This window comes from Bacillus sp. MBGLi79 (genome assembly GCF_002953915.1).
Genome location: NZ_CP026521.1, coordinates 1856622 through 1861097, shown reverse-complemented (window position 1 = coordinate 1861097; position 4476 = coordinate 1856622). Strand labels below are relative to the sequence as shown.

Genomic DNA, 4476 nt, shown 5'->3' with positions numbered 1-4476 from the left:
TACTCTTCGATGGAGATGGCGATTTTGTTGGGCAGCTGTTTAGAGATTTCGGCTTTTTTGATCAATTTATTCTGCTCGATCTTTTCTGCGGCTTTTTGCTTGCTCAGACTCCAGAATTCCGTCTGTCCTTTATGGATCGAAGACAGGGAAATGATCTGGTCTTTTGAAACGTTTTTGTTTCCTTTGATCTCTACCGTCGAAACTTTGCTGATCGGCGTCTGCAGGTAAATGATGATCAGCATCATCGTGAAAAAGAGCAGAATAAAGGTGATCAGCCGGCGGTTTGCCTTTTGCTTTCGCTGTTCTTTGATTTTGGGAATCCGTTCTTCTATATTCACTACTTTTTCTTTATCAATACCGGGTTTCACGTAGGCTCACCTCAGGGTTAATAAAGCAGACAAAAAGACTTTTATTTGCTTATTTTTGTTCGAAAAAATGACGCGCTTTTCGACATATGAAAGCACGGGGCAAGCTAAAAAGCTTCCATTTAGCGAAACAAACGACATACTAGGATGCCGTTTGCTTGTTTGTTTCATACATTATATCATAAGGCGATCTGAAGTAGAGAGGCCGTTTACCGTTTTTCTCCGATAATTTCGACCTCAGTGTGCATGTCGATATCGTATTTTTCTTTAATCGTTTTTTGAATGAATGCAATCAAATCCAGGACGTCTTGTGCTGTTGCGCCGCCTGCGTTGACGATAAAATTGCCGTGCATCTCTGAAACCTTTGCCCCGCCGATCTGATGGCCTTTCAAACCAGCCTCTTCTACTAGCCGGCCCGCATGTTCAGGCAGCGGGTTTCTGAAGATGCTGCCTGCGCAAGGGTTGGACACAGGCTGCGTTTCTTTTCGGTAGTCTTTGTTTTTCTGCATTTGCGCAACGATCTCATCGCGTTCTTTTTGCTCCAGCTGGAGAACGGCTTCAAGACATATGCCCGGCCGCTCGTTTTGCAGGATGGACGTGCGGTAGCTGAACGCCATCTCTTCATTCGTCAGCCAATCGATCGTTCCGTCTTCAAACAGGATCAATGCTTTCACCAATACCCTGCTGATATCAGAACCGTGGGCTCCGGCATTCATGTAAACCGCTCCGCCGACCGAACCCGGAATGCCCGCGGCAAACTCGAGGCCGGAAAGCCCTTTTTTGCTGATGCCTGTCGCAAGCCTTACGACAGAGTAGCCGCCGCCGACCGTTACTTGCTCGCCGTCGATTTCCATATGGTCAAGCCCCTGTCCGAGCTTGATGACAACGCCTCTTATCCCTTCATCGAGGACAAGAAGATTCGAGCCTCTGCCGATGGCCGTCCACTTGATGCCGTGCTTCTTGATCACCTTCATCGTATCTTTGACAGCTTGAATGTTTTTCGGAACCACCAGCACGTCAGCCGGTCCTCCGATTTTAATCGTAGTATGGTTGCTGAGCGGCTCGTTTTCCAGAACTTTGCCGACTTCAAGTTCTTTTAATTCTTGTATCACCTTATCCATCGAAAACCTCCAAAATCCTTCTGTCTTATCATTTTGCATGATGTTTCAGTTCTTTCAGCACATTGTACAAGCGTTCGGCCGCGTCCGGCACGCCAAGCGACTTCGCGCGGCTCTTCATCTCTTGCAGCGTTTTTTCGTCTTGTAAAATATGATCGATCGCCTGAATTAAGCGGTCTCCATTAAGCTCTGATTCTTTTAAAACGACAGCGGCGTTCTGCTCTCCTAGTGAACGTGCGTTCACTTCCTGGTGGTTGGCCGTAACGTGCGGACTCGGAATCAATACGCTTGGAATGCCGAGCGCGGTGATTTCCGCTATTGTCGTTGCTCCCGCACGTGCCACGACGACTTCGAACTCTTTTAAGTACTCGGGCATTTGATGGAGAAATGGCTGAACGACCATATTCGGAGCGGGGCCTTCTTTTTTAAGCGCAGCTGTTACTTTATCATAGTGAACTTCCCCTGTGACATAAAGAACCTGGTAATCCCGCTTTTTTAATTCGTTTTGCATCGCGATAACCGCTTCATTGATCGGAGCGGCACCGCGGCTGCCTCCGAAAATAAGGACCGTTTTTTTGCCTTCTGAAAGACCTAAAGCGGTCAGGGAACGGCCCCCATTTATAGAGACGACTTCAGACGCCCTCGGGTTTCCTGTAAAAACAACTTTTTCTGCAGGAAAATGTGTTTTCGCTTCATCAAAACAAATCGCTACCTTATCAACATATTTGGATAAAAACTTATTGGTGAGTCCGGGAAGGCTGTTTTGTTCGTGGATAATCGTCGGAATCCCCAGTTTTGAAGCGGCGTATACCACGGGTCCGCACACGTAACCGCCCGTGCCGATCACCGCGTCGGGCTTAAACCGTTTTAATTCTTTTTTGCATTCTTTTACACCCTTTAAAAAGCGCATGACGGTTTTGACGTTTTCAAATGACAGCTTTCTTTTAAAACCCGTAATTTCAATCGCCTTGAAAGGGATCCCTTCCCGCTCGACGATATTTTTCTCCAGGCCTTTTTCGGTTCCGATATATAAAAACTCAACATCTTCATGATGCCGTTTCACTTCTTTAATAAACGCAAGGGCGGGGTAAATATGGCCGCCCGTTCCGCCTCCGCTAACAACAATCCGCATCTGTTCTCCCCCTTATTCCTTATGTACACGCCGATAACCCTGCTATCTCGCAACAGGGTTATCGCCAAAATCTAGTATCTAGAATACCTGCTGACATTCAGCAGCACGCCGACCGCCATAAGCATCAAGGTCAGTGATGAACCGCCATAACTTAAAAACGGAAGCGTGATGCCTGTAACAGGAATCAGGCCGGTCACGACGCCAATATTGATCATAACCTGAATCGCTATCATCGAAATGACGCCGACGGCGACAAAACTGCCGTATAAATCGGGCGCACCGAGCGCGATTCTGATGCCTCTCCATAATAGAACGCTGAAGAGCAAAAGAATCAGCGATCCGCCGATAAAGCCGAGCTCCTCTGATAAAATCGCGAAAATAAAATCTGTCTGCGGCTCAGGCAGATAAAAAAACTTTTGCCTGCTCTGGCCGAGGCCGAGGCCGAACAGCCCGCCGGGCCCCACCGCATAAAGAGACTGAATGATTTGAAAGCCGCTCCCCAAAGGGTCCTCCCAAGGGTTCAAGTATGAAGTGATCCTTTTGATCCGGTACGGCGCCGACAGCACAAGGCCGACAAAGCCGCTCAGACCCAGAAGACCGAGAAAAACGAAGTGTGAAATTCTCGCACCCGCGACGAAGATCATAATGATGCATGTGCCGACCATTACGGTTCCTGTTCCAAGGTCAGGCTGCATCATGATGATCAAAAAAGCTGAAAAGCCAATACCCAGCGCCGGCACGCCGCCTGTTCTAAACGATGTAATATTCTTTTGCTTTTCAGATAAAAACTTGGCCAAAAATGCGATCATCGCGAGCTTCATAAACTCGGACGGCTGAATGCTGAAAGCGCCGACTCCGATCCAGCTCCTCGACCCGTTCCGTTCCATGCCGATCCCGGGAACAAGGACGATGATGAGCAGAAAGAAACATACTATGATCAGTATTTTCGCATAAGTTCTCCACGTCCAGTAGTCGACATTCATGATGAAAAACATGGCGATGACTCCGATGCCGGCAAATAAAAGCTGCCGTTTCGCAAAGAAAAAGGAGTCGTCGTATTTGTAAGTCGCCCATACTGCACTGGCGCTGTATACCATAATCAGTCCAATTGTTAAAAGCAATAGCGTAATGATAACCAGCAAAAAATCCGGTGACGTTTTTTTTGTTTGCAAAGCCGAACACCCCAAGCTCTAATTCTTAGGGCTATCTTTACGAGACAAGCCCTTATTTAAGCATATGCACGGCGTTTACAAACATGTCACCACGTTCTTCAAATGTTTTGTACTGATCCCAGCTTGCACAGGCCGGGGACAGAAGAATGACATCTCCTTCGTCTGACAGGCTGAACGCCGCAGTTGCTGCTTGTTCAACATTATCGACACGTTTAACCTGTTGTATTCCCATTTCTTCGGCCAGCTTCTCAAACTTCGGTGCGGTCTCGCCGAATGTGATCACCGCTTTGACAAAAGACATATGCGGCTTTAGTTCATCGAATTCATTTCCGCGGTCAAGCCCCCCTGCCAGCAAAATGACCGGCTTTTGAAAGGCGGACAGCGCTTTTTTGGTCGCAAGAATGTTTGTCGCTTTGCTGTCATTGTAAAACAGTCTGTTTTTGATCGTCGCGACGTATTGCATCCTGTGCTTTACACCGGTAAAGCTCGTCAGCACCTTGCGGACGGCCTCATCGGAGACGCCTGCGGTTTTAACAATGCAAAGGGCGGCCAAAATGTTCTCCAAATTGTGCTCTCCCGGCAAAACGACGTCTTCAAGCGGCATGACCGGTTCACCGTTAAACATGATCACGCCGTCTTTCACGCACGCTCCGCGCTCAAGTGTCCGGCGGACCGAAAGATACACAGTC

Annotated in this window: 5 protein-coding genes; all 5 read right to left on the bottom strand. The window is 48.0% G+C overall.

Features of this window, described 5'->3' with window-relative positions; all coding sequences use genetic code 11:
• Positions 1–368 (bottom strand): cell division protein FtsQ/DivIB (locus C1T29_RS09495; RefSeq protein WP_208945666.1); only part of this gene is annotated, 368 nt, incomplete at its 3' end.
• A 206-nt stretch (positions 369–574) separates the two neighbouring features.
• Positions 575–1486 carry a UDP-N-acetylmuramate dehydrogenase gene (murB, locus tag C1T29_RS09490; protein WP_035338828.1) on the bottom strand — a complete coding sequence of 304 codons (912 nt, stop codon included), beginning with the start codon at positions 1484–1486 and terminating at the stop codon, positions 575–577.
• A 28-nt stretch (positions 1487–1514) separates the two neighbouring features.
• On the bottom strand, positions 1515–2615 hold the full coding sequence (murG, locus tag C1T29_RS09485) for an undecaprenyldiphospho-muramoylpentapeptide beta-N-acetylglucosaminyltransferase (RefSeq protein WP_035338829.1): 1101 nt from the start codon (positions 2613–2615) through the stop codon (positions 1515–1517).
• Between the two features lie 71 nt (positions 2616–2686).
• Entirely contained in the window at positions 2687–3787 is a 1101-nt protein-coding gene (spoVE, locus tag C1T29_RS09480) for a stage V sporulation protein E (protein WP_208945665.1), read from the bottom strand.
• A 52-nt stretch (positions 3788–3839) separates the two neighbouring features.
• Positions 3840–4476, bottom strand: a 637-nt coding sequence (gene murD, locus C1T29_RS09475) for a UDP-N-acetylmuramoyl-L-alanine--D-glutamate ligase (RefSeq protein WP_208945664.1), incomplete at its 5' end; no start/stop codon positions are given.

Coding starts and splice junctions, on each gene's coding strand:
- murB (WP_035338828.1), bottom strand. CDS start 1,486: ATGGATAAGGTGATACAAGAATTAAAAGAACTTGAAGTCGGCAAAGTT.
- murG (WP_035338829.1), bottom strand. CDS start 2,615: ATGCGGATTGTTGTTAGCGGAGGCGGAACGGGCGGCCATATTTACCCC.